Origin of the sequence: Mycobacterium sp. PDNC021, assembly GCF_048282635.1 — a bacterium.
GTDB lineage: Bacteria > Actinomycetota > Actinomycetes > Mycobacteriales > Mycobacteriaceae > Mycobacterium > Mycobacterium llatzerense.
In genome coordinates this window covers 559,067-579,729 of record NZ_CP182502.1, presented here as the reverse complement: position 1 = coordinate 579,729, position 20,663 = coordinate 559,067, and the positions used below count along the sequence as shown (strand labels likewise).

Annotated in this window: 15 protein-coding genes; 5 read left to right on the top strand and 10 right to left on the bottom strand. The window is 67.8% G+C overall.

Annotated elements, in window-relative coordinates; all coding sequences use genetic code 11:
- Positions 1 to 95: 95 nt before the first annotated feature.
- From ACNO8X_RS02630 to ACNO8X_RS02615, 4 genes are all read left to right on the top strand, one after another.
- Complete coding sequence (locus tag ACNO8X_RS02630; protein ID WP_418004039.1) at positions 96 to 1,166, top strand: hypothetical protein; 1,071 nt, start codon at positions 96 to 98, stop codon at positions 1,164 to 1,166.
- A 101-nt stretch (positions 1,167 to 1,267) separates the two neighbouring features.
- On the top strand, positions 1,268 to 2,746 hold the full coding sequence (locus ACNO8X_RS02625) for a neutral zinc metallopeptidase (RefSeq protein ID WP_418004038.1): 1,479 nt from the start codon (positions 1,268 to 1,270) through the stop codon (positions 2,744 to 2,746).
- A 55-nt stretch (positions 2,747 to 2,801) separates the two neighbouring features.
- Positions 2,802 to 5,846, top strand: coding sequence for an ATP-binding cassette domain-containing protein (locus ACNO8X_RS02620; protein ID WP_418005746.1), 3,045 nt, complete (start codon positions 2,802 to 2,804; stop codon positions 5,844 to 5,846).
- A gap of 11 nt (positions 5,847 to 5,857) precedes the next feature.
- Positions 5,858 to 6,562 (top strand): sensor domain-containing protein, encoded by a 705-nt coding sequence (locus ACNO8X_RS02615; protein ID WP_418004037.1) that lies wholly within the window; start codon positions 5,858 to 5,860, stop codon positions 6,560 to 6,562.
- Here ACNO8X_RS02615 and ACNO8X_RS02610 read toward each other — a convergent pair.
- The 10 genes from ACNO8X_RS02610 to ACNO8X_RS02565 all read right to left on the bottom strand — a co-directional run bounded on the left by ACNO8X_RS02610 (position 6,559) and on the right by ACNO8X_RS02565 (position 18,802).
- Complete coding sequence (locus ACNO8X_RS02610; protein ID WP_418004036.1) at positions 6,559 to 8,577, bottom strand: serine/threonine-protein kinase; 2,019 nt, start codon at positions 8,575 to 8,577, stop codon at positions 6,559 to 6,561. The two genes, ACNO8X_RS02615 and ACNO8X_RS02610, sit on opposite strands and share 4 nt — an antisense overlap.
- 9 nt (positions 8,578 to 8,586) lie before the next feature.
- Positions 8,587 to 9,762, bottom strand: a complete 1,176-nt coding sequence (locus ACNO8X_RS02605; protein WP_418004035.1) for a hypothetical protein — start codon at positions 9,760 to 9,762, stop codon at positions 8,587 to 8,589.
- A 103-nt stretch (positions 9,763 to 9,865) separates the two neighbouring features.
- Positions 9,866 to 10,204 carry a YbaB/EbfC family nucleoid-associated protein gene (locus ACNO8X_RS02600; protein WP_285030221.1) on the bottom strand — a complete coding sequence of 113 codons (339 nt, stop codon included), beginning with the start codon at positions 10,202 to 10,204 and terminating at the stop codon, positions 9,866 to 9,868.
- Positions 10,201 to 11,775, bottom strand: a complete 1,575-nt coding sequence (locus tag ACNO8X_RS02595; protein ID WP_418004034.1) for a PPE domain-containing protein — start codon at positions 11,773 to 11,775, stop codon at positions 10,201 to 10,203. The genes ACNO8X_RS02600 and ACNO8X_RS02595 overlap by 4 nt, the downstream gene beginning before the upstream one ends.
- A gap of 14 nt (positions 11,776 to 11,789) precedes the next feature.
- The gene (gene eccE, locus ACNO8X_RS02590; protein WP_418004033.1) at positions 11,790 to 13,175 is read right to left on the bottom strand and encodes a type VII secretion protein EccE; all 1,386 of its coding nucleotides are present in this window, start codon (positions 13,173 to 13,175) and stop codon (positions 11,790 to 11,792) included.
- A complete protein-coding gene (gene mycP / locus ACNO8X_RS02585) occupies positions 13,172 to 14,518 on the bottom strand; it encodes a type VII secretion-associated serine protease mycosin (protein WP_418004032.1) in 1,347 nt (448 codons plus the stop codon). Before mycP ends, eccE begins: the two co-directional genes overlap by 4 nt.
- A gap of 193 nt (positions 14,519 to 14,711) precedes the next feature.
- Positions 14,712 to 14,969, bottom strand: a complete 258-nt coding sequence (locus ACNO8X_RS02580; RefSeq protein WP_418004031.1) for an HPr family phosphocarrier protein — start codon at positions 14,967 to 14,969, stop codon at positions 14,712 to 14,714.
- A gap of 47 nt (positions 14,970 to 15,016) precedes the next feature.
- On the bottom strand, positions 15,017 to 17,023 hold the full coding sequence (locus tag ACNO8X_RS02575) for a PTS fructose transporter subunit IIABC (protein WP_418004030.1): 2,007 nt from the start codon (positions 17,021 to 17,023) through the stop codon (positions 15,017 to 15,019).
- A gap of 25 nt (positions 17,024 to 17,048) precedes the next feature.
- Entirely contained in the window at positions 17,049 to 18,026 is a 978-nt protein-coding gene (pfkB, locus tag ACNO8X_RS02570; protein ID WP_418004029.1) for a 1-phosphofructokinase, read from the bottom strand.
- Complete coding sequence (locus ACNO8X_RS02565; protein WP_418004028.1) at positions 18,023 to 18,802, bottom strand: DeoR/GlpR family DNA-binding transcription regulator; 780 nt, start codon at positions 18,800 to 18,802, stop codon at positions 18,023 to 18,025. Before ACNO8X_RS02565 ends, pfkB begins: the two co-directional genes overlap by 4 nt.
- 102 nt (positions 18,803 to 18,904) lie before the next feature.
- Between ACNO8X_RS02565 and ptsP the strand changes: the two genes are divergently transcribed.
- Complete coding sequence (ptsP, locus tag ACNO8X_RS02560) at positions 18,905 to 20,644, top strand: phosphoenolpyruvate--protein phosphotransferase (RefSeq protein ID WP_418004027.1); 1,740 nt, start codon at positions 18,905 to 18,907, stop codon at positions 20,642 to 20,644.
- The last annotated feature ends 19 nt before the right edge of the window (positions 20,645 to 20,663 follow it).

The window sequence follows — 20,663 nt, the reverse complement described above, 5'->3', positions numbered from 1 at the left end:
TTCGGTCGCGCAGGTGTGTGACGACACCGCCGCGCGACAGACCGGTCGGCGCCCGTACGGTGTCTTGAGCAGTCAATTTTTAGGGAGACCACGATATGTCCGAAAATCACGACGCCGGCTCGGTGAATGCGCAGCAGCCGCCGGTGGTAGGTGATCTCGAGGAGAAGACCCAGTTCGTCGACCGGTCGGCGTTCCAGCCGCCGGCGGCAGCTGCCCCGGAGGCCGGCGACCAGACTCAGGTCGTGCCGCCGACCGTCACGGCCCCGCAGTGGCAGCCACCGCAGCCGCCCGCCGCGCCCAACCCCTACGGCCAGGAGGCGCCGCCCGCGGCGCCGCAGTGGCAGCCGCCGCAGCAGCCGGGCTATCAGCCGCCGGCTCCGCAGCCGCAGTTCGGTCAGCAATCGCAGTTCGGTCAGCCCGGCGCGCCGGTGCCGCCGCAGCCTGAGCAGCCGTGGAATCCGGTGGGTGCTCCCGTGCCGCCGCCCCCGCCGGGGTTCGGCGCTCCGACGTACGGCGCCCCCGGTTTCGGTGCTCCGGTGCCGCCGCCGGGATTCGGCCCGGGTGGTGCCCAGCCGGGTTTCGGCGCACCGCAGCCAGGCGGGTACCCCGGACCGGGTGGGCCGCAGTTCCCTGGTCAGATGGGGCCGCAGCAGACTCCCGTCGACATGGCCAAATCGCTGCTCAACAAGGGTGATTCGTTCATCTTCCGGTTGATGACGCGCGGTGTCCGCGGCGAGCTGATCCAGCAGCCGTGGTTCCAGAACATGCGCAACAATCCGCAGGGCTCCAATCAGTTCGTCTACCTCGGCTACGGCGGAGCTGTGCTGATCGGGTTGTTCCTGAGCCTGTTCGGCGGTATCGGTTCGCTCGTCGCAGCTGTGGTCTGGCTCGGCTTGGCGTACTGCTTCTTGGCGTTGGGCACGAAGCTGGCAGCGCAGTTCGTGGCTTACGGCATCTGTGGTGTGGGTGCGGCAGCCAGCTTGCTGGGTGTATTGATCGGCGTCATCGGCCTTGCCGGCGTAAGCAGCAGTCCGTATGTGTCCGGCAGCCTTACCGCGATGCTGGTGCTGGCCGTGGTGATCAACGGCATCATCGCAGTTGTGCTGGGCTACATCGGGATTCAGGTCCACAAGGGCATTCAGAAGATCGCTACCGGTCAGTTCTGACAGCCCGACCGATGAACGGTGCACCCTGAACTCGGGGTGCACCGTTCGCTGTTCTGAAGCTGCCGGCAGGCCATAGTCTGAACCGAAGGTCAGGGGGCACGATGACAGACGATTTCGGATTGCGGATGGTACGCGGAACTGCGCTGCGACGCTCGCTGGCGGTGTGCGCGGTGGTGCTCCTGGCAGGCTGTGCGCCGACAGTCACCGGCACGGCGGTGTCGCCCGTCAACGACCCCTTCCACGTTGCTGACCTGCCGGCCGAGGACGGTCCGAGCGGACTGCGCGACAACGCACCCGCTGCGGTCGGCAAGGTGCAGAACACCAACAACAGCGAAGTCGATCGACTGGCACTACAGGCGATCAACGACATCGCCGAGTACTGGCAACATGACTACAGCGCTTCGGGTTTGAAGGGTTCGTTCAAACCCATTGAGAAGTTCCTGTCGTACGACGCCCGCGATCGGCAGAGCCCGACAGCGTGTGACGAAGACACCGCCGGCCTGGTGAATGCCTTCTACTGCCCCAGCGAGAAGCTCATGGCGTGGGACCGCGGCGTCATGGTGCCGACCGGTCGCAAGTACTTCGGCGACGTCTCCGTGGCGGGCCTGATCGGGCATGAATACGGCCACGCTATCCAGTACATGGCGAAATTGGTGACCCGTAGTACACCGGTCATCGTCCGTGAACAGCAGGCCGACTGCTTCGCCGGCGCGTATTTGCACTACGTTGCGGCCGGCGATTCCAAGCGGTTCATGATGAGCACCGGAGACGGCCTCAATCATGTGCTGGCCGGATTGATCACCGTCCGCGATCCAACGCTGGGTCCGCACGACGACGACATGCTGACCGACGGCCACGGCACGGCACTGGATCGCGTCAGCGCGTTCCAGCAGGGTTTCACAGTCGGGCCGCAGGCCTGTGCGGCCATCGATCTGGAGGACATCAAGCAGCGCCGCAAGGGGCTGCCGATGGAACTCGAAGATGAGCCGATGGATGATGACCACCGGTCCGCCGATCTACCTATCGACAAGGACACGATCGGCACCCTCGTCGAGTTGCTCGGGGTGATCTACTCCCCGAAGCAACCCCCGAAGTTGACGTATGAGCCGGCGAAATGCGATGTCAGCCAGGGTGATTCACCGGCTTCGTACTGTCCGTCGACGAATACGATCTCGGTTAATCTCCCTGCCCTGAAACAAATCGGCACACCGGCCGACATGGCTGAGAAATCCCTCATCCAGGGCGACAACACGGCGTTCTCGATCGTCGTGTCGCGGTACATGATGGCGCTCGAGAACCAGCGCGGGGTGAAGCTGGACAACCCGACAGCCGCGCTGCGCACGGCCTGCTTGACCGCGCAGGCTCAGCGCCAGATGGCCAAGCCGCACGACCTACCCAGTGGCGCCAGCTTGCAGTTGACGGCCGGCGACCTGGACAAGGCCGTCGCGGGGCTACTGACCAACGGCTACGTCGCCACGGCGGTCGACGGGCAGGGCGTCCCGGCAGCATTCACCCGGATCGCGGCTTTCCGGGCGGGCCTGGCCACCGACGACGAGGGCTGCTACCAGCGCTACCAATGAGGAGAGTGCATTCGTGAGCTCCGTCCCGCCGCTCATCGTGACGCTCGGCGGCGCCATGTTCACCTTCCCGCCCGGCAAGGAGGTCACCGTCGGCCGCGGCGAGGCGTCGGACGTCAGAATTCCTGACGCCGGCCCCGGCGCCAAGCATGTGGTATCCCGGTTGCACGTCATCATCCGGGTGGACCCCGGCGTCGGTCAGTGGGTGGCAATCGACAAGTCCCGCAACGGAATCTTCGCGAACCGGACGCGGGTGCCGTCGGCTGTCATCAGCGACGACCTCGTGCTGGCAGTCGGTGCCCCGGACGGACCACAGCTGCATTTCCGGACGGCCACGCAGGTCATCCCCGTCGCCAAGTTCCGGCCGCCGCCGGCGCAGGCGGTTCCGCCGCGGCCGTCGCAGCCGATGCCCTCGTCGCGACGGCCCGTCCCGCCGCCACCGGCACCACCGCGCCCACCAGCGCCCGCGCCGCAACGCTCATCGGGTCCTCCCCCGGGGGCGGTCACCATCGGGCGGCACTCGACCGCGACCATCAAGGTCGAGGATTCGCTGGCCTCCCGAATCCACGCGTACCTGGTGGCCGCGCCGACCGGAACTCAGCTGTACGACAACGGTTCGGGCAACGGCACTTTCGTCAACGGCCATCGTGTCGACGCGGTCACGTTGCGGCCCGGGGACGTCATCACAGTCGGCAACACCGACTTGGTGTTCAGCGGCGGTACCACGGTCCAGTCGCGTCAGGCGGTCGCCACCGGTGGTATCGAAGTGCGTCAGGTCGGCCTCGCCATCGACGGTCATCAGCTGCTGACCAACGTCTCGTTCGACGCTCGGCCCGGCACCCTCACCGCGGTGATCGGGCCGTCGGGGGCAGGTAAGTCGACGTTGATCAGGCTGCTCGGCGGCGTCACCAAACCCACGTCCGGACAGGTCACCTTCGATGGACATGACGTACACGCGCACTATGCGTCCCTGCGGTCGCGGATCGGCATGGTGCCCCAAGATGACGTCGTCCACCGGCAGTTGACGGTCAGCCAAGCCCTGAACTATGCCGCCGAACTCCGGTTGCCGCCCGATACCAGCAAGGAAGATCGACAGGCGGTGGTGGAACGGGTGCTTGCTGAGCTTGAGCTCACCCAGCACCGCGACAAGCGCGTGGACAAACTGTCGGGCGGGCAGCGCAAGCGAGCTTCCGTAGCGCTCGAATTGCTCACCGGCCCATCACTTTTGATCCTTGACGAGCCGACCTCAGGATTGGACCCGGCGCTGGACCGGCAGGTCATGCAGATGCTGCGTCGACTGGCCGATGCCGGGCGCACGGTGCTGGTGGTGACGCACTCCCTCACCTACCTGAACATGTGCGATCAGGTGCTGCTCCTGGCGCCCGGCGGTAAGACCGTCTACGCGGGACCGCCGCAGGCGGTCGGTTCGGCAATGGGTACCCAGGACTGGGCGGACATCTTCGCCTGGGTCTCGGGCAATCCGGATGCCGCGCACGCGGTGTTCTTGCAGAACAACCCGGCCGCGAATGGGCCGCCGGCACCGCCGGAACCCGCGGGCCCGCTCGGCGCTCCGGCCCGCACAAGTACAGGTCGACAGATGTTCACCGTAGCGCGCCGGCAATTGCAGCTGATCTTCGCCGATCGGATCTACACCAGTTTCCTGTTGCTGCTCCCGTTCATCCTGGGTGCGATGTCGCTGATTGTGCCGGGGGACACCGGGTTCGGGGTGGCGACTGTGGGTCACTCCCCCAACGAGCCGAACCAGTTGCTCATCGTCGCCAACATCGCGGCGGTGTTCATGGGGACCGCGCTGACGATCCGCGACCTGGTGGGTGAGCGCACGATCTTCCGCAGAGAGCAGGCGGTCGGTTTGTCGGCCGCGGCGTACCTATCTGCGAAAGTCATTGTGTACAGCGCATTTACCGCCATCCAGACGGCGATCGTGGTGGCGATCGTGGTGATCGGGAAGGGTGCGCCCACGCAGGGCGCGTTGGCGCTGGGTAGTCCGACGCTGGACCTGTACGTGAGTCTGACTGTGGCAGCGATTGTTTCGGCGATCCTGGGTCTACTGCTGTCCTCGGTGGCGCGATCCAGCGAGCAGATCCTGCCGATGCTCGTCGTCGTCATCATGCTGTCGATCGTGTTCTCCGGCGGCATGATTCCCGTGACGGGACGTGCGGGATTGGATCAGGCGTCCTGGTTCCTGCCGGGACGGTGGGGATTCGCGGCCTCGGCGAGCGTGGTCGACCTGCTGAAGATCGCCCCACTGATGTCGGTAGACGACCAGCTGTGGCATCACGAATTGCGTTGGTGGGCCCTCGATATCGGTGTGCTGGTCCTGCTGGGTGCGGTGGCGGCGTTCGTGGTGTACCGGCGGCTGCGGTTGCCGGGTGACCGTGGTGCGAAGGCCGGGTCGTCCAAAGTTGTCGCGATCGTGGTTGCGGTGGTGTTGGCCGCGGGGTTTGTGGCCGGCATGACCTACCTGACCCGGGACTCCGGGAACCGGCCGACGCAACCGACGGCACCGACAGCGCCGCCCAAGGCTGCGGCGCCTCTGGGGCACCGCCTCGACCTGGCCAACCTGCTCCCTGATGGGAAAGCGGTGAGCGCCGTCATGCAGTCGCCGCCAATGGCGGCGGCGACCATTGTCACCGCGGAAACTCCACGAGCCGGGACAGCCACTCCCCCGCCGTGCGCGGGTATCGCGGATGCGGGCAGCGCCACGACCTTCGCGCCGGGATTCACCGGGATGTCGGGTATGGAGTTGCACAATCCGGCGGATCCGAACACCTGGATGGTGGCGTATGTCGTCGGCTACCCGGGAACGCAAGCGGCAGCAGGGATTCCGGCTGCCGCGACGTGGTCTGGCTGTGCGAATACGCCCGTGACATTCACGGCCGACGGTCAGCCGCGGCAGCTGGCGGTCGGTGCAGTCACCGCCGACAAGGGCACGATCACCGCGACGTTCACTGAGCCGGGGCACAGCTGCCAGCACGTATTGACCAGCAAGAATGACGTGGTCGTCGATGTGTTGACGTGCAGCCCGGCTGGCGGCACTCAGGCAGCGGAGCTGGCCAAGCAGATCGCTGACAAGGTCAGCTGAGAAAGGAACAGATGAACCGGGTCGGAGTGTGGCGCGCACCTTTGGTTGTAGGCGTGGCGGTCGCATTGGTCGCCGGATGCTCCCCGACGATCTCGGGGACGGCCATACGGCAGTCGACGGGAGCCGGACCAACGACGTCGACGTCAGTTCCCCGCAGACCTGTTGATGATGCCGGCCTGCCGGCATTGTTGGCGTCCCCGTCTGAGATCAGCGACGTTGTGGGCGTAGCCATGACGCCGGAGGCGATCTTCCGAAAGCCAGAGACGAAGCTGACGGTCGACCCGCTTCGGTGTGCCGACGCCTTGATGCCGGGTCTCGACACGGGGTCGTATTACGGTCGAACTGGTTACGCGGGGCAGCCTCTCCACGGCGATCGGCACACGCGAGTGGTGCAGGTGCTCGCGTCGTTCCCATCGGATGCGGACGCTGAGACCTATCAGGGTTACACCGTTGACCGCTGGCGACGGTGCCAAATTCAGCAAGCCACGATTACGGACGGTAAGAGCACTGGCACCTACGAACTGGGCAACGTCGACTCTGTGAATTCCGTCGTCAGTGTGTCGATGTCGGGCACCGCGGCAGACGGTGACAGCGTTCGATGCCAGCATTCGCTTGGTGTTCGTAAGAACGTAATCGTGGACGTGCGGGTCTGCGCCTTTGACGTGGGCAACGAAGCTCGCGATCTTCTGTCGAAAATCACCGCTAAGCTGAGTTAGCGTATGTTCCCCATCAGCGGGACGAGGTTGCTGTCGAGGTATTCGGTAGCCAGGTAGCCGCCGGGATCAGCAAGTGCCGCAATGATATTAGGGTCATCCACGATGATCATTGAGCCGCGGTACGTCGCGAGTGGGCGGGGCAGGCCCGCAGCGCCCCCATGCCCGGCACCTTTATCGGTTCTCACCACCACGAGCACGTCAGTGCGAACTTGGTATAACTTGACCACGTCGGGCATTGTCCGGGCAGAACCCTGGTCGCCGGCTTGGCGCCCCAGGCTCGGGTCGTAGTTTAAGCCAAGCGAATTCAGGTAGTCCGCCGCATTCGACGGGGTGAGTGTCTGGCTGACACCACTGTCGGACACATTGATCACCTGAACGCTCTTCCCGGCGGCCTTGGGATTCTGGTTCTTGAGATCGGTTTGCTGCGAGGCGACCTGGTCGATCAGTTTGTCGGCGTCCTTGTCGCGCCCGACGATCTTGCCGATCCATTTGAGCTGGGTCTGCCAGTTCCAGGTCCGGCTGGAGTCTTTCGGCGCTGTGACGGTCGGAGCTATTGCCGCGAGGCGCTGATAAGTCGTGTCGTCGATGTCCCCGGTGGCGATGATGACGTCGGGTTTCGCTGCCTCGATGGCGCTGGTGTCAATGAAACCGACAGTGTCTTTGACCGACGGGTCTCCGGTGATCTTGGACTGCATCCAGGAAGGCAGGGTCGTGCCCGCGCCGGCGATTGCCACGGGTTGTAGGCCGAGCGCCAGCACGGCATCGGCATCGCCGGGGCCCAGGGCGGCGACAGCGGTTGGCGCCCTGGTGATTTCGGTGGTGCCGTGGGCGTGGGCGAATGTCTGCGCAGTGTAGGCGGGAGCGCCGGGCTTGCCGAGCAGCATGATCGAGGCGACGACCACGATGACGGTGACGACAGCGGCGGCCGCGCCGCCGATGACCAACCGGCGCTTACGTCCGCTGGTCGGTGGAGCGGTCAGCGGCCCCGCCCCCGTCATCTGCGGTGGCATCGGGCCGCGTGGCGGTCCCGGGGGGTACGGGCCGCTGAACTGCCCGCTCGGATAGGTCAGTACGCCGTTCGGTGGTGTCGGTTGGCGCGGCTGCCAGGATTGCTGTGCCGGCGGCGGTAGTTGGCTGGGTGGTGGCGCCGCCGGGTTGGTATTCGCTACGGCGGCTGTCGCTGCGGCCGCGAATTCGCGCGCGGTCTGGAAGCGGGCATTGGGGTCTTTCGCCATGCCGCGGGCGATGACCTCATTCAGTGCCCACGGCAGATGGGGCACGCGATCGGTGACACGCGGGATTTCCCCCGTCACGTGTGCTGCCGCGATGGCGGCGATGCCGCCAGGTAGGCCGCCGTACGGTGTCCTGCCGGTGAGCAACACGAAAAGGCTGCAGGCCAGCGAGTAGACGTCGGCGCGCGAGTCGACGTGCTGCCCGCTGAGTGCTTCGGGTGGGGCGTAGGCGATGGACGCCATGACTGAGCCGTCGGTGGTCAGGTGTGCGGCATCGTCGAAGGCGCGGGCAATCCCGAAGTCCGCCAGGAACACTCGCTCGTCGTCGCCGGGACCCTCCGCTTTGGCGAGCAGAAAGTTGGCGGGCTTGACGTCGCGGTGCATGATGCCGCGCCGGTGGGCGTAGTCGAGCGCCTTCGCAACTTCGGTGATGATGCGGGCCGCGCGTGCCGGTGACATCCTGCCCGAGCGGACTTCCTGGTCGGCATCGGTACCGGCGACGTACTGCATGGCGATCCAGAGTTGCCCGGCCTCGGTTTCGCCACGGGAATAGACCGCGACAATGTTGGGGTGGTCGAGCGTCGCCGCGACGTTGGCTTCGCGCAGGAAACGTTCCCGAAACTGTCCGTCACCCTGTATCGACGTGGTGAGGACCTTCAAGGCGTCGCTGCGGGGCAGCTGAGGGTTCTTGGCCTTGTAGACCACGCCCATGCCGCCGACACCGAGGACGGCTTCTATGGTGTAGCCGGCCACGATGTCGCCGGGATTGAAAGTCGATGTCATCGCGGTCGATTATTTCGCAGTCAGGAGCAGATACTGCGCAGCCATCTTCTGAGTGGTGTCAAACGGCTGAACCGCAAAGGCTTCGAACGCCCACCTGCCGACGGCTGAGTAGCAACTGTTGACCTGGGCCTTTATTCGTTCGTTGGTGGCAGCCACACATCTGGCCGACGGCAGGCCCGGGACGGCGGGGCCGGGCTCGGTGCCGGCACTCGGTTCGGTGAACTTGGCGGCCAAGCGAGTTGCGGCGGCGGCGTCGCGCGTCTGGAAGACATGCGTCCCCCGAATTGATACAACGTCTACCCCGGCGTCGGTAAGGATGGCCGAGCTGGCGATGGGATCGTCTTCGAAATGGAGATAGCCGCGCGGCGCCCACAATCCCTGGTTCAAAACCGGGTCCTTGGTGGGCATGGTGCGCCTGAGCAGTCCGTCGGGATCGAACTGCATGTTGGCAAACTGGCTCGGGTCCGTCGGTCGAAAGCCATCAATTCTTGGGGCCTGCAAGTCAAGCATCTTGACAGCCAGCTGCGTCGACACATCGGCGCCCTGCTCTGCATCGGCATACTGTGTCAGCACAAATGGGCCGTGCGGCGAGTACGCCACGGTGGCGAATTGCCTATCAGCCATCATAAAGCGATATGCATGTGTCTCGGGGTGACCGGGTATCGGAAGATCGAGCTGCGCCGATGGATCGTGGGTCATGGGATCCTGCGCATAAAGCTCCGCCGCGGCGGCAGCCGCGGCCTCTGGGTTGGGAAAGCGTATTACCGCGTTTTGTACTCCGCGTGGGTGGTCCGCGTGAGCGCCCGCGCCGCGCGCTGAGCCGAACCCGTAGATGAATTGGTGTTTTCTCGCGATGTCGTCGGCCACGGATGACAGGGGCTTTGCATCGAGCCACAGACCCGTCGAGGTCGCGTCGACATCCAGGAGCTGGGGGTCAACCTCCCACGGCCCGGCGACATATGCCCCCATGCGTTCGCCGTCGATGATCCGTCCGGTCTCTGAGCCCGGCTTCAGCGCAGGCCCAGGCTTGGGTGCCGTCGGGTAGTTCCCCGGATTCAGCAGGCTGACGATGGCGTCACCCGGCTTGAATGACGGGTCTTTCGTCGCCTCGCCGTTCGTCACCGTCGTGCAGCCCGCCAGCAGTGACACTGCTGCGGTTGCTGCGGCCAACTTGGCCATCTTCATGACGCTCCCCATCGTCTCCCCTGACTGCGCAGCACCGTAAGGCGCTGCGCAGTGACTCTCCGCGAACTGTACGCACTGGAGCGTTTGAGTGCGTCGGGCGACGCTATGGCTGAGCGGGCGGATTACCGGCCGTGATCTCCGCGACCAGCTCGTTGAGCCGGGCCCGGTCGGCGTCGATGGACTCAGTGGCCTTGGCAGTCGCATTGCCGAGGGCCTCGTTGATCCGGGCTTCGACGGTGTCCGCGCCGAGGCGGAGCAAGCCGTCTTCGATGAACAGATCCGTCAGCCAGTGATGGCCGTTGAGGGTGACCTCGACGGTCTTGGCTTCGTCGGTCGCGGTGAACGACTCGGTGTTCATCTTGGCGAGTTGCTCGTCCATGACCGACTGCAGGCGCTGGGCCTGCTGGAGAACCGCAGCGACCTCGGGGTGCATCTCGATCATTTGGTGTCCTTCTTGTCATCGATCTTGGTGCGGCGCCGGTGCCCGATGACGCCGTCGGTGAAGGCGCGGTCCTCCTTGTACAAGACCTCGTCGGGCGACAGATTCGCGTTCCGCTTCTTCTCCTTGCCGCCTTCGCGGCCACCGCCGTGGCCGCCCATGCCGCCACCCATGCCGCCGCCCATACCGCCGCCGCCGACCGGGGGACGGCCTGCGGCTTGGCTGGCGCCGCCCGCTTCCGCACCACCAGCGCCCAGTGCGGGTGCGACGGCGGCCGGCTGCATGGGCTGGCCGCCCAGTCCGCCGCCACCGCCGCCGGATCCACCGCCCGCGCCGCCACCGGCGGACGCCGGGCTCACGCCCGGGCCGTCGGGCAGGCTCGGCATCTCCGGTTTGTCGCCGCCCAGGCCGCCGGGCATGCCGCCGCTCGGTGAGCCTTGTCCCGAACCGCCAGATGGTGAGCCACCACCGGAAGGTGAACCGCCAGAAGGTGATCCACCGCCCTCGGGTTTCTGGGCTCCGGCACTGGCCGGGCCGACGCTCGGCGACTCCGGCATCGAGGGCTGCCCGCCGCTCGGGGTCCCGCCACCGCCACTGGGCGACGGACCGCCGCCGCCAGGGCCCCCGGGTGTGTTCTTTCCTGGGTCGTTCTTCGTGGGCGCCACATCTCCCGGTTTGACGGCGGGCCACGCGCTTGACCCGAAGTTGGGGGGCGGCGGTGTGACGAGGGAGCGGATCGCCGCCTGCTGCGCGTACTTCGCCCGCACGGTGTCGGATTCGTGCTGCTTGGTGGCATGGCCGGCGAAGAAGTCGTATGCCGCCTGACCCACGGTCGCGAGCACACTGGCGTTCTCGTAGTCCGCCACGTCCTGCATGCTGGGGTGCTCCGGTCGCCTCCCGCCATGGATCGCGGACAGGTCTATGGCCTGGACGGCCAGGTTGTTCGCCGCCTGGGTCATCGCCGTCAGCCAGGTCGAGTAGTCCTTCAGCGCTTTCTCTGCGGCTTCGGCAGCGTCGCCTTCCCACTCGACGCCGGCCATATTGAACTTGCTGTTCAGTTCAGCCAGTTTCGCTGCCACTCCGGTCATTTGCGCGCCGAACTCGATCATCGAGGACCCTTGGTCGCCGCTGTTGATCTGCGCAGCGGCCTCCTCCCAGTTCAACCCGGGGTTGCTCGGATGCGATTCCGCCCCTCCGAGCGATTCGAGCATCCAGGGCAAGCTCCCGACCGGGTCCGCGGGGGGCGGGGCGGGGGGCAGGTTGGGCGTGATCGGTGCACCCCCGCCGGCGCCCAGCGCGGTGGCATCGATACCGGCTTTACCGGCGGCGTCGGCGGCGTCGTAGGCCGCGGCGGCCGCCCGCAGGCAGGCGGCCAGTCGTTGATTCTGGCTTCTCCCTGCCTTGAGTGCGGCGTCGAGTTGCTGCAGGTTGTTCTTGAGGAAACCGGTGGCGTCATGCGCGATGGCCAATTCGCACGGCGCTTGGGGCGCTTGCGGCAAGGTCGGCAGATCTACGTCAACCTCAGCGGCCTTGGCGTTCAGGGTCTCCGAGGAGACCTTGAGTTTTCCGGACATCTCCCTGCTCCCCCCTACTTCTCCAGCGCCATCTGGAACCGGCTCTCTTCGCGCGGGTTGATCAGCTGGATCGGCAGCTGACGGTGGCGCGGAGTGTCGATAAAGTTGTGGCGCAACAGAATTCGTGAAACTCCAGGGTGTGGCCCCAGGTAGGTGGTGGCATTCGGCCACGCCACCTTGGGGACGTTCCCGATCCGGGCGTTGATGAACGCCGCGAATTCCTTGAACTGCGGTGCCAGGGTGACGACGGCTCCGGCCGCCGCCGAGCGGACCACGAACTGCGTGAACAGGTGCGCGTCACCGAGGTTGATCGTGGAATCGACGTTGTCGAACGGCATGTATACCGGGTAGCGGTCGGCGGTCTCCCCCACGAGCACGCCGGCCGAGCCGATCGGCAGCTCGTAGTGCCGGTCGGTGATGGGGCTCAGCCCCTCCAGCGCGGCGCGCTGGCCACCGAAAAGGCACGAGAACCCACGGGGCGTCGTCGGCGTGGCCAGCGTCGTCAGCAGCACCGTCGCTGTCGGGGCTTGGCCCGGCTTGACCCGGACCCGGGTGATCGTGTGGTCGGCGCGAGCCGACCACCACGTGTTCGGCCCACCTGGCGCGGAGTACGCCGCGGTAAATGTGCTGCGGCCCTTGATGGTTGACCACGTCTCGCGCTCGAAGCTGATCGCGGTCGCCCGATCGAATTCCTCGAAGCTGCGGGCCGGGCGAGCGTCGATGCCGTGACTCGCCAACTGGTCGGCGATCCGGGTCGTGGTCGCCACCAGGTAGCTGGCCAGGCCGGACACCCCGGTGCCGCGACGCATTGCCGAGCGGCGGGTCTCGTCGGGGTTGGCGCGCAACACGATCCAGGTCCGTCGGTTCGCCGGTGCGGCGTAGGGCCCGACCACCTGTTCGTACAGCGCGACGACGCTCGACGGCGCGGTCTTGCCGACGCGGTACCCCGCGGAGACGATGTCGGCCTCGAGGTCCGGCGCGTGCCCCACGAGCAGCTGCTCCACCAGCCGGGTATCGAGATTGTCGTCGGTGAAGGCCTCGCCGTTGACGATCACCGTCGGCGTGAAGGAGCGCGGCACCAGTTCGACCACCGAGATCAGGTGATCGCCCAGCCAGCGCACCGCCACGTGATCGCCGGGCATGACCGTCGCGCCCACGGCGGGCTCCGACGGTGCGGGCGGGGACACCTTGCGTCGGCGCTGCCACGCGAACATTGCGGCGATCCAGCCCGTCAGCCGCCGTCCGCGGATGGCGAGGACCGAGAACAGCGCGATCAGCACGCCGAACGTGATGCCCAACCACAGCAGGTCGAAATGCATGCACAGCAGCACGACGGCGGGCACCAGCGTCGCCGCCCACAGCAGATGCCCCGTGGTGAAGCGGAACCCGAAGTGCCTCATCGGCGCCTCAGCGCCCGGCGGGTCACCGCGCCCAGGCCGAGCAGCACGACCAACGCGGCGCCGGCCACCACGACCATGGTGATGGGTCCGCGGTCCGGCGGCGGGATGTACACCGGCGGCGGGATGCTCTTGACCTGATAGGGCGCTTGCTTGGGGCCGGCGGGCACATCCCAGGTCAGCGCCGCCACCGGGTCGATGACACCGGCGCCGACGTAGTTGTCCACTCCCCCACCGGGATGCCGGGCTGTCGCGGTGATCCGGGTGACGATCTGCGCCGCGGTCAGGTCCGGGAAACGTTGCCGCAGCAAGGCGGCCAGCCCCGAGACGTACGCCGCGGCGAACGAGGTGCCGTTGATGGGGATGGGGCCGTCCTGCCCCGCCAGCGCGTTGACCGGATTGCCGTCATAGCCCAGCGCGGTGCCGCCTTCCGCGGGAGCGGCGGCACCGACCCACGGGCCGGACATCGAGAAGTTGCTCGGCTGCCCCGTCTGCCCGATGCCGCCGACAGTCAGCACCAGCGGCGAGTACCAGGCGGGAGAGACGATGGTCTGCACCTGCTTCCAGCCCCGCGGGTCCGACGGCACTCCGGCGTCCGGTGGCGGGTTCTGGGTGCAGTCCTGGCCGGTGTTACCGGCCGCCACGACGACCACGGCGTTCTTGACGTTCACCGCATAGGCGATGGCCGAACCCACAGTGGTCTCGTTGATGGCGCGGGTCACCTTGTAGCAGGCGGCTTCTGAGATGTTGATGACCTGGGCACCGAGATTCGCCGCGTGCACGATGGCGCGCGCCAGGCTGCGCAGTGACCCGGCGGTCTGGGTGGTGTTGGGGTCGTTCGGATCGCTGCGGGAGTCCTTCGGCTGGAAGGCCTCCGAGGTCTGGCGTAGCGACAGGATGCGGGCCTCGGGGGCGACGCCGATGAACGCGTCCGTCGGCGCCGGGCGGCCGGCGATGATCGACGCCGTCAGGGTGCCGTGGGCATCGCAGTCCGACAGGCCGTTGCCGCCCTTGTCGACGAAGTCGCCGCCGGGTTCGGCGGGCACGCGCGGCGAGGCGTTCACGCCCGTGTCGATGACCGCGACGGTGACGCCCGCCCCGGTGGCGAATTTCTGCGCCTCCGCGAGGTGCAGATAGTCGGCCGCCCACGGCTTGTCGGCGAAGTTCGAGTTCGGCAGCACGGTCGGCGCGGAGCAGATCTTGCGCTGCTCCATCGCCTGGTCGGGGCCGGTGTCGTCGGGAGGGACGGCGCCGGGGTCGATGGCCGGCGGTTCGATGGCCAGTGCGGGTGGCGCGCTGGCGACAGCCAGCAGCAACGCCGCAGCGACGGCGGCTAGTCGACGCACGAGCTACCGCCCCCACCATGGGGACGACCGCTCGTGAACTTCCGAGTCCCCCGTGACATTTTCCCTGCTACGACATCTGCGTGAACCGCGATGCCTTCCCCGTAACCATGTAGCACGAATTCATACTAGTGGTGTGTAGCGGGGGCTCTGTGCGCTTTCTGTGGCCGCTGGGAGTGACCCCGAGCGGTGCGTGTCAGGCGTCGAGGTCCTGCGACACCAGGTCGGCGACCACCGCGAGCGCGGTTTCGTCGTCCGAAGCCACTGTGACCTGGGCGCCGTTGCCGGCCCCGAGCGTCATGATCATGAGCGCCGAACCGGCGTCCACGGGTTCGCCGCCGTCGACCGCGAGGGTCACCTGCGCGCCGGAGTTGACGACGGCCTCGGAGATGACGGCTGCCGGACGGGCGTGCAGGCCGATGGCGGATCCGACGGTGACGATCTTGCTGGGCATGGCTTCTCCTTTGTGGGGTTGGGTTGGTTGTCTGATCTGGAAGTTGTTCAGCTGCCGGCGGGCTGCAGGGACGCGCTGGCCTCGGCCGCCGGGACTGCCCTGCCGGCGCTCTTGGCGACGATGACCGCCAGCGCGCTGCAGACGGCTCCGACGACGACGGCCACGACGAACCAGATGAGGTGGTCGATGGCGAAGAAGACGAAGATGCCGCCGTGCGGTGCCTTGGAGGTCACGTCGAACGTCATCACCAGGGCACCGGTGACGGCGCCGCCGAACATCATCGACGGGATGACCCGCAGTGGGTCGGCCGCGGCGAACGGGATGGCGCCCTCGGTGATGAAGCATGCGCCGAGAAGCCAAGCGGCCCGGCCATTTTCGCGCTCGGGTTCCGTGAAGAGCCGGGGCCGGACGGCCGAGGCCAACGCCATGGCCAGCGGCGGCACCATCCCGGCGGCCATGACGGCGGCCATGATCCGCAGCGATGCGACGTCGGTCATGTTCAGACCGGCGGCGGCGAAGGCGTAGGCCGCCTTGTTGACCGGTCCGCCAAGGTCGAAGCACATCATCAGGCCGAGGATGACGCCCAGCAGGACCAGTGAGCTGCCGGTCATGCTGCCGAGCCAGTGGGTCAGGCCCGAGGTGACGGCGGCCAGGGGACGGCCCAGCAGCAGGAACATCAACAGGCCGACGATCAGTGAGGCGCCCAGCGGGATCACCACTACCGGCATCAGGCCGCGGAACCACTGGGGCACTTTGAACGACCCGATCCACAGTGCGGAGAACCCGGCGATCAGCCCACCGACGATGCCGCCGATGAACCCGCCCCCGACGGCGACGGCCACCGCGCCGGCGGTGAAACCCGGTGCGATACCGGGACGGTCGGCGATGGCGAACGAGATGTAGCCCGCGAGGGCCGGGACGAGGAACCCGAATGCCAGCCCGCCGAGGGTGAACAGCACTGCACCGAGGTACTGCAGGAGCCCCCCGGCCGGCAGGTTGGTCAGCGAATTGGTGGTCGCGATGACGTGTGCGAGTGAATCAGTTTGTCCGGCAGGCTTGTTGGCGATCTCGTAGCCCGCGAACAGGAACCCCAACGCGATCAGCAGGCCGCCGGCCGCCACGAACGGGATCATGTAACTGACACCGGTCAGCAGGATCTGGCGCAGCCGCGTGCCCCAGCCCAGTCCGCTGCGGGCATCGGTGGCCGCGGGGGCCGCGGTCTCGCCCTGCACCCGGGCGGCCCGCGGATCCTTCGCCGCGGCAACGGCTTCGGCGATCATGGTGTCGGGTTCGTTGATGGCCCGCTTCACGCCGGAGGCGACGACGGGCTTGCCGGCGAACCGCTGCTTGTCCTTGACCCCGACATCGGTGGCGAAGATGACGGCATCGGCCGCGGCGATGGTCTCGGCCGATAGCGGGGTCGAGCCGGATGACCCTTGGGTCTCGACGCTGAAGCGCACTCCCGCGCGGTCGGCGGCCAGTTTCAGGGCGTCGGCGGCCATGTAGGTGTGGGCAATTCCGGTGGGACAGGCGGTGATTGCGATGAGCGAGGCCGCAGGTGCCGATTCGGGGGCAGGGGCCGGGGCCGCCGCCGGAGTCGCAGGTGCCGGGCTGACGACGCCCTCGACGAGAGCGACCACCTCGGCGTCTGTGCCCGCGGCACGGAGCTGTTCGACGAAGTCCTTGCGCACCAGCGCCCGGGCCAGGCTGGACAGCAGCTTCATGTGTTCGGCACCGCCCGATTCCGGAGCCGCGATCAGGAACGCCAGGTCGGCGGGACCGTCGGGTGCGCCGAACGGGACCGGGGGTGCCAGCCGGGCGAAACCGATGGTGGGCTCGTCGACATGGGGCGATCGGCAGTGCGGGATCGCGATGCCGCCAGGAAGTCCGGTGGCGGACTGGGATTCGCGCGCCAGCGCCGCTTCGATGAGTCCGTCGCGGTTGGTGGCGCGACCGGCCGCGGCCATCCGGTCGGCCAGCAGTTCGATCACATGCTGCTTGTCGGGACCGGCGTCGACGTCGAGTGCGACGAGGTCCGAGGTGATGATCGGCATGGGTGTTCCTTTGATTAGACCGGGATCAGAGAGGGGCTGACTCGGATGTGACTGCCTGTACGCGAACGGTTTTCACATCGATCTGCTCCGGGTTGGGCAGGGCGGAACCTGGTAGCGAGGCAGCGGCGCTGCCGTAGGCGACGGCTGTCTGGAGCCGCTGCGCGGGCGGGGCGCCGGCGATGGTGGCGGCGAGATACCCCGCGAGCGACGCGTCACCCGCGCCGACGGTGCTGCGCGGCACGATGGACGGGGCCGTTGCCGCCCACACGCCGTCGTGGTCGACCAGGACCGCCCCGGCGCCGCCGAGCGTGACGAGCACGGTGTGCGCCCCGCGGGTGACGAGCTGCTGAGCCGCGGAGACCACCGGCGAGGGATCACCTTGTGCGGCAGCATCTTCCAGCTGGTGCGCTGAGCGGCCGGTCAACGACGCCAGTTCCTCGGAGTTGGGCTTGATCAGATCGGGCGCCGCGGTCGAGAAGGCTCCGGCCAGTGCGGTGAGCGGCCGTTCGGAGGTGTCGACCGCGACGCGGCACGGCAGCGCTGCCAGCTGGGCGACGATGTCGGCGTACCAGCTGTCCGGAACGCCCGGCGGCAGCGATCCGGACAGCACCACCCAGGTGGCCCGCGCCGCGTGATCGCGGACGACGGCGGTCAGCGCCCCCAGGGCGGCGTCATCCAGATGTGCCCCTGGCTCGTTGAGTTTGGTTGTGGTGCCGTCATTTTCGGTGATCGTCAGATTGCTGCGCACGGTGCCGGGGATGTCGATGTTGTGAAACGGCACCCCGCGGGTCCGCAGCTCCGCCAGGATCGGATCGTGGCCGGCGGCCGGCAACAGGGCGACGGTGTCGACACCGTTCTGCGTCAGCGCGCGAGATACGTTGACGCCCTTGCCCCCTGGCTCGGTGGAGACGGGGATCAAGCGGTGTACCGCTCCCCTGGTCAGCGGTTCGTCGAGGGAGAGGGTGCGGTCCAGGCTGGGGTTGAGGGTGACGGTGACGATCACGAGCTGGCCTCCGCGCAGATGACGTCGACTCCGGCGTCGATGAGTTGGCGGCGCTCGTGATCGCGGATCTCGTTGTCGGTGACGACGGTCCGCACGGCCGACAGCGGTGCGAAACTGACCAGGTCCTCGCGGCCGAACTTGCTCGAATCAGCCGTCACCACAACGTGGTTGGCGCACTTGACCATGGCGCGCTTGATGGCGGCCTCGTCACTGTCGGGGGTGGAGAAGCCGTGCCGGACGGTGATGCCGTTGGTGCCGAGGAAGGCGACGTCGACGCGCAGGGAGTCGAGGGTGCGCAGCGCCTGCTCCCCCACCACGGCCTGGGTCAGGCTGCGGACCCGGCCGCCCAGCAGTTGCAGGGAGATTGTCGGGTTGGACGTCAGCTTCGCGGCCGCGGGAATCGAGTTCGTGATGATGACGAGGTCGCGGTCGGTGGGGATGAGTTCGGCGATGCGCGCGGTGGTGGTGCCGGCGTCGATCAGCACCGTCCCGCCGGTGGCGGGCAGCAGGGCAACCGCCGCTGCGGCGATCGCGGCCTTCTGTTGGGTCTGGGTGGAATCGCGCTGGACCACGCCCTGCTCCACCAGGTGCAGTGTGCGGGCCGGCACCGCTCCCCCGTGCACTCGGCGGATGACCCCCGCTTTGTCGAGGACGTCGAGGTCGCGGCGCACCGTTTCTGTGGTGACGTCGTAGGCGTCTGCCAGTTCGTTGACCGAGGCGCGGCCGTCGGCGAGCACTCGCGAGGCGATGGCTTGCTGCCGTTCTTCCGCGTACATGACCCTCCAAGATTGTGGGAACACATCCGATTCGATCTTTGTATAGTTTGTTTTACGCTTGGATATGTTGACTTGTCAACGGTTCGGAGTAATCTACATCACATGAGCCAGACATCTGTGAGCCCGGCCCCGACGCCACAGTCAGTGCCAGTCGACGTGGAAACCGGCGGCGCGCCGGTGGTACTGCGCGGAGTTCCCGCAGTCGGCGGAGTGCGTTACGCGCCGGTGCTGTGGCCAGGGGCGCGACCCACGCCCGAGGCCGACGCCGCGCCCGTTGAACTGGGGGAGCCGGAGCGGGCGGGGGAGCGGGATCGCTTCGCGGCCGCGTCGGTCACCGTCGCGGACCGCCTCCGGACCCGGGCGGCCAAGGCCACCGGAGCGGCCGCGGAGGTGTTGGCCACGACGGCGACGCTGGCGCAGGACCGGGCCTGGGCGGCGGCGACGGACAAACGCATCGCCGACGGCATGTCCGCGGTGCGGGCCGTCGTCGCGACGGCAGACCAGTTCGTCGAGATGTTCACCCGGATGGGCGGATTGATGGCCGAGCGGGTCGCCGACCTCAGGGATATCCGGGATCGCGTGATCGCCGAACTGCGCGGACTTCCCGAGCCGGGGGTGCCGGTGCCGGACGTGCCGTCGGTGCTGTGCGCCGAGGACCTGGCGCCCGCGGACACGGCCGGGCTGGACCCGCAGCTGGTGGTGGCGTTGGTGACCAGCCTGGGCGGGCCGACGAGCCATACCGCGATCATCGCCCGCCAGCTGGGCATTCCGTGCGTGGTGGCCGTTTCCGGGCTCGAGCAGGTGCGGTCGGGCGCGATGGTGCTGGTGGACGGCACCCACGGCACGGTGGCGATCGAGCCCGACGCGGCCGCGGCGGCCGAGGCCGTGGCGCAGGCGCGGCGTGAGTCCGACCTTGCCGACAGCTGGCGTGGCCCCGGATCCACCGCCGATGGGCATCGGGTAGCGGTGCTCGCCAACGTGCAGGACGGCGCCGCCGCGCACGCGGCCGCCGCGACCCCGGCGGAGGGCATCGGGCTGTTCCGGACCGAATTGTGCTTCCTGAACAGGGATCTGGAACCGACCGTCGACGAGCAGGCGCACATCTACGGCGACGTGCTGGCGGCGTTCCCGGAGCGAAAAGTGGTGGTGCGCACCCTCGACGCGGGTTCGGACAAGCCGTTGCGATTCGCCGGGCATGCCGATGAGGCCAACCCGGCGCTCGGGGTGCGCGGCATCCGCATCGCCCAGGGCAATCCGGATCTGCTGACCCGACAGCTCCAGGCGATCGCGGCTGCGGCCGCGGCGACCGGCCAGCGTCCATGGGTGATGGCCCCGATGATCGCGACGCCGGCGGAGGCGAAAGCCTTTGCGGCGCAGGTGCGGTCCTTCGGCCTGACGCCCGGCGTGATGATCGAGGTGCCCGCCGCCGCGCTCCTGGCCGGCCGGATTTTGCGGCACGTCGACTTCCTGTCGATCGGCACCAATGATCTGACGCAGTACACGATGGCGGCCGACCGGATGTCGGCCGACCTCGCGACGTTGAGCGACCCGTGGCAGCCCGCCGTGTTGGCGTTGGTCCACGCGGCGGCCAAGGCCGGCGCGGAGCACGGCAAGCCCGTCGGCGTGTGCGGCGAGGCGGCGGCGGATCCGGCGCTGGCGTGCGTGCTGGTCGGGCTGGGCGTGACGTCGCTGTCGACGGCGGCTGCCGCGGTGCGCGCGGTCGGTGCCGCGCTGGCGGGGGTGACGCTGGAGCAGTGCCGTGCGGCGGCCGACGCCGCGCTCGCCGCCGAGTCGTCGGATGAGGCGCGCAACCTCGCGATCGCGGCGCTGGAAGGGCGTTGACCTGCGCTGTTGTTGTTCG